4 protein-coding genes and 1 pseudogene are annotated in these 4985 nt (G+C 58.6%); all 5 read right to left on the bottom strand.

Annotated features, from left to right (window positions below; genetic code table 11):
* Window positions 1-294, bottom strand: a pseudogene (locus tag ACEQWH_RS08760) (carbohydrate ABC transporter permease); the annotation flags it as partial.
* Window positions 294-1187 (bottom strand): carbohydrate ABC transporter permease, encoded by an 894-nt coding sequence (locus ACEQWH_RS08755; RefSeq protein WP_370229850.1) that lies wholly within the window; start codon window positions 1185-1187, stop codon window positions 294-296. The pseudogene ACEQWH_RS08760 and the gene ACEQWH_RS08755, both read right to left, overlap by 1 nt.
* Window positions 1188-1267: 80 nt before the next feature.
* Window positions 1268-2518, bottom strand: coding sequence for an ABC transporter substrate-binding protein (locus tag ACEQWH_RS08750; RefSeq protein WP_370229848.1), 1251 nt, complete (start codon window positions 2516-2518; stop codon window positions 1268-1270).
* A 47-nt stretch (window positions 2519-2565) separates the two neighbouring features.
* Entirely contained in the window at window positions 2566-4092 is a 1527-nt protein-coding gene (locus ACEQWH_RS08745) for an aldehyde dehydrogenase family protein (RefSeq protein ID WP_370229847.1), read from the bottom strand.
* Window positions 4093-4095: 3 nt separating this feature from the next.
* Window positions 4096-4863, bottom strand: coding sequence for an enoyl-CoA hydratase/isomerase family protein (locus ACEQWH_RS08740; RefSeq protein ID WP_370229844.1), 768 nt, complete (start codon window positions 4861-4863; stop codon window positions 4096-4098).
* Window positions 4864-4985 lie beyond the last annotated feature (122 nt).

Below are 4985 nucleotides of genomic sequence, written 5' to 3'. Positions count from 1 at the left end.
AATCACCACCGCCGGAACCACCATCTTGATAGAGTTCCAGAAATAGGGCCGCAGACCTGTAGGTTCGACACCAACCTGCGCGCTGGACCAAGCCGCCGCCCAAGGCTCGAGCGTAAAGACCTGAGGCAACGCCATCATGTTGCCGCCCGTGATCTCGGCAAGGGGTTTCACCGAATTCACCAACATGATGAAGAAGGGCAAGAGGTAAAACAGCGACGCCACCAGCAGGAAGACATAGATAAACGTCCGCGTGATGCGCCCGGTGCGTACGGATTGCGTTTGAGCAGCAGCCATCACTTGTCCTCCTTCAGTTCAGCGTAAAGATAGGGCACCATGATCGCGGCGATGGTCATCAACATGATCACCGCAGATGACGCACCAATGCCCATTTGGTTGCGGGTAAAGGTATAGGAATACATAAAGGTTGCCGGCAGTTCCGTGGCCCGGCCCGGTCCCCCTCCGGTCAGAGCAATGACAAGGTCATAGCTTTTGATCGCAAGGTGCGAGAGGATCACAAAGGCTGACAGGAACGCAGGCCGCAGCAGAGGGATTACAATGCGGCGATACAGGTTCCAGTTGCTGGCCCCGTCGATCTGAGCCGCTTTCATGAATTCGCTGTCGATGCCGCGCAGCCCTGCAAGGAACATGGCCATCACAAAGCCACTGGATTGCCAGACGGCGGCGATCACGACGGTATAGATGGCAAAGTCGCGATCCTTGATCCAGCCAAAGCTGAAGCTCTCCCAGCCCCAAAGATGCATGGTGTGCTCAAGGCCGATGCCCGGATCCAGGAACCACTTCCAGGCGGTACCGGTCACGATAAAGCTCAGCGCCATTGGATAAAGATAGATCGGGCGCAGGATGCCTTCGCCTCGGATCTTTTGATCCAGAAAAATCGCCAGCGTCAGACCGACAATCGTGGAAATCGAAATATAAAGAACCGCATAGATCCCGAGGTTCTTCAGCGATGTTTCCCAGTGGCTTAGACGCCAGAGTTTGGAGTAGTTTTCCATCCCGACCCAGCCATAGCTCGGTAGAATGCGACTGTCGGTAAAGGACAGATAGATCGTGAACAGAATGAACCCGTAAACAAAGAGCAGAACCAAGGCCAGCGACGGGCTTAGAACGACTTTCGGAATCCAATGCTGAAGCTTGGTTTTGAAATCGACATCGCCAGCACGGGCCATTGCGTTTCTCCCAATTGTTCAGAAGTTTCGTTGGCTCTCCGGGGCGGGTTTTCCCGCCCCGGAAAGGGTATTTATGCAGATTATTGCGCCAGCTCGACGGCTGTTACCAGCTCGTCAGCCGCGGTTGCCGCGTCGTATTCGCCGTTGAAGTGCGCTGTGACAACGTCATAGATCGCGTTCTTCACAGCTGCGCGGTTGGCGTGACCGTGTGCCATGGAGCCAACCAATGTGTCCGCATTCGCAGCCGCAGCCAGCTCGGCCATGCCTTGCTTGCCACATGCGTCAAACGCGTCGTTTGGCACATCGGTCCGCGCTGGAACCGAGCCCTTTACGACGTTGAACGCGGACTGGAAGCTTGGCGACATGATCGACGCAGCCATCGCACCCTGAGACGCGCGGTCGTCTGCGCTCTCGACTGCAAACATCGCGAATTGGTCAGAGTTGAAGCTGACGGTGCCCGCAGAGCCAGGTACACGGAAGCACAGGAAATCCTCGCCCGGTGTTTTGCCTGCATTCAGGAATTCGCCCTTCGCCCAATCCCCCATGATCTGGAAGGCTGCTTCGCCGTTGATGACCATCGCGGACGCAAGGTTCCAATCGCGGCCCGAGAAGTTGTCATCCACGTTCGCGCGCAGTGTTTCCATGCGGGTGAACGCTTCGATCATCATGTCAGATCCCAGCGCTTCCGGGTCCAGATCAACAAAGGCCTTGCGATAGAAGTCAACGCCGCCGACCGACAGAACGATGCCGTCAAACATGGTCGCTTCCTGCCAAGCCTGCCCCCCATGTGCCAGAGGCGTTTTGCCTGCGGCTTTCACAGTTGCCATTGCTGCTTCGAACTCTGCCCATGTGGTTGGCTGTGCGATGCCCAGCTCGTCCAGAACGGCCTTGTTCGCCCAGACCCAGTTGGTGGAGTGCACATTCACCGGTGCAGAGATCCACTTGCCGTCATGCTTTGCAAACGCCTGCAGAGCGGCAGGAACAACTGCGTCCCAACCTTCGGCGGCGGCCACGTCGTTCAGATCCGCCAGCGCGCCTTCTTCGGCCCAGTCAAGGATGTCAAAGCCAAGCATCTGAACCGCGGTCGGTGGGTCACCTGCTGTGACGCGTGCCCGCAGAACGGTCATCGCGCTTTCGCCGCCACCGCCTGCAACCGGCATATCGTTCCAGCCGATGGCCTGACCTGCGAGGTCCTCTTTCAGAACGTTCAGCGCTGCCGCTTCGCCGCCTGATGTCCACCAGTGCAGAACCTCAACGTCCGCAGCATGTGCCATTGATGTAGACGCAAGCAGTGCTGCCGCGACCATAGTCTTCTTTCCGAAATAACGCATAATATCCTCCCTAGAAGTGCGTTGATCCTAGTCATTTCCCTGTTTCGTCAGGGCACTTTCACCCAAGGTGCCCGGCTCGCGCCGACCCGCATCACAAGCGATTTCACCTCGAGGAATTCGTCAAATCCGTATTGGCCGATCTCGCGGCCCTGGCCTGATTGCTTCACGCCGCCAAAGGTCACTTCGGGGAAGCCATCCATCCATGTGTTGGTCCAGATCGTGCCGGCCTGCGCACGGCGCGAAAAGGCGAGACAGGTGTGGATGTTGTCGCTCCAGACCCCTGCAGACAGTCCGTAGTCCGAGTCGTTGGCCAGCGCGATCGCCTCTTCTATTGTGCTGAAGGTTTGAACCACCAAAACCGGCCCAAAGACTTCTTCGCGCACAATCGCCATGTCAGCAGTGACACCGCGAATGACCGTCGGCTGATAAAACTGCGCGCCGACGCCGTCGACATTCAACACGCCCCCCCCCAGACAGACCTCGGCCCCTTCGGCCTTGGCGGCCTGAACATAGCCGTCGATCTTGGCCTGATGATCCTGCGTAACGATCGCGCCGACCTGCGTGTCAGGGTTCAATGGATTGCCAAACGCCACGTGACGCGACAACTCGACCACGCGGGCCACGAAATCATCGGCGATATCTTCGTGGACAATGATCCGGCTGGAAGAGTTGCAGCATTGCCCGACGTTGAAATAGACGCCAAAGGTGACCGCATCCGCAGCGCTTTCCAGATCGGCGTCCGGGAAAATCACCTGAGGGTTCTTGCCGCCCAACTCCAGGGCAACTTTCTTAAGCGTATTGCCCGCCGCCGCAGTGATATGTTTGCCCACAGCGGTCGAGCCGGTGAAGGACACCATGTCTACGTCCTCATGCGTTGACATCATGCTGCCCACAGGCGTGCCATAGCCCAGAACGATGTTGCACACGCCGGCCGGTACGCCGGCTTCGGTCAAAAGATCGCCAAGCATTGCGGTGGTAGACGGCGTCATCTCGGACGGTTTCACCACGCAGGTACAACCAGCCGCCAGTGCGAAGGGCAGCTTTTGGCTAAGGATCCAGAAAGGAAAATTCCAAGGTGTGATGATCGACACCACGCCAATCGGCTCTTTCAGAACAACGCCAAGCATATCATCGCCAAGCGCATTGTGGCTTTGTCCGTGGCTGCTGCGCGCCAAAGACGCCGCATAGCGCCACAGGTCCGCAGCCCCACCGCATTCACCGCGAGACTGGGAAATCGGCTTGCCACTTTCCAGGGTCTCAAGCACCGCGAGGCGCTCTTCGTTTGCTTCGATCAAATCGGCCACTTTGGTCAGAACGGCGGCACGCTCTTTGCCGGACAAACGGCTCCAGCGACCGTCGTCAAATGCCGTCCGCGCAGCCGCGATAGCCTTGGCGGTTTCCGCTTCGCCCCCAAGTGCGGCTTGGCTCACCAGCACGCCATGAGACGGAGAAATCCGGTCCGAAACGCGGCCATCTTCGTTGTCCTGAAAGACACCGTCGATATAGTGCCGTGCCTGATATGGCGCGTCGGGCACAGCAACGGTTTGCTCGGTGATAATGTTCAAGTCTTTCATGTCTTACTTTCCAGAGAAGGATGCTTTGCGTTTTTCCTGAAAGGCTTTGACGCCTTCTTGTCGGTCGTCAGAGGCGGCGATGGCTGCGCTTCCCAGCGCCTCGATCATGGCACCGCGGTTTTCACCCTGCGCGGCGTGGATCATGGATTTGGCGATTTCGACAGCCCGCGGAGACAGCGTGAGCGCGCGTTCGATCAGTTTGTCTGCAACGGCGCGCGGATCGCTATCGACTGCGGCCACAAAGCCCGCCGAAAGCGCGCGGTCGGCTTTGACGCGGTGCCCAAACAGCGCCATTTCCTTGACCATCGCCTCAGGCAGCAGGCGCATCAAACGTTGGGTTCCAGACCAACCCGGCACAATGCCCACGCCCGCTTCGGGCAGCGCAATCGAGGCCGTCGGTGCCATCACGCGCACATCACACGCGGCAGCCAACTCGAGCCCGCCGCCAAAGGCATGCCCGTTGATCACGGCACGTGTCGGCTTTGACAGGTTAGCGAGGCGGTCAAAAATGCGGTGGCCATCCTTGACCCAAAACCGCGCGACGTCAGCAGGGCCAAGATCGCCCCAGGCGTTGATATCGGCCCCGGTGCAGAACGCCTTGTCGCCCACTGCAGTCAAAATCACCGCGCCGACGTCAGAGTCGCGTTCGATCTCGGTTAGATGTGCCTCAAGATCCGCAAGCATCTGCACGGTGAAGGCGTTCATCTTGTCTGGATTGTCCAGACGCAGTTCGCCCACGCGGCCGGATTTTATCAGGTGAATCTTGCTCATGCAGGCCACCCCATTGTGCCGGTTGCAAACAGGTCCGCAGACATCGGCTCCGCGTTTTCGGCAATCGTAACGCGCCCGCCCGAGGCGGCCACGATGTCGCGATCGGGATCGATCCCGGGCAT

It is taken from the genome of Cognatishimia sp., from assembly GCF_964229375.1.
Taxonomy (GTDB): domain Bacteria; phylum Pseudomonadota; class Alphaproteobacteria; order Rhodobacterales; family Rhodobacteraceae; genus Cognatishimia.
The sequence above is the reverse complement of the archived record's forward strand: the minus strand, read 5'-3'. Positions and strand labels throughout refer to the sequence as shown.

Bases quoted from the DNA above. Each gene is read 5' to 3' on its own strand.
- ACEQWH_RS08740 (WP_370229844.1), bottom strand. From the start codon at position 4,863: ATGAGCAAGATTCACCTGATAAAATCCGGCCGCGTGGGCGAACTGCGT.
- ACEQWH_RS08745 (WP_370229847.1), bottom strand. From the start codon at position 4,092: ATGAAAGACTTGAACATTATCACCGAGCAAACCGTTGCTGTGCCCGAC.
- ACEQWH_RS08750 (WP_370229848.1), bottom strand. From the start codon at position 2,518: ATGCGTTATTTCGGAAAGAAGACTATGGTCGCGGCAGCACTGCTTGCG.
- ACEQWH_RS08755 (WP_370229850.1), bottom strand. From the start codon at position 1,187: ATGGCCCGTGCTGGCGATGTCGATTTCAAAACCAAGCTTCAGCATTGG.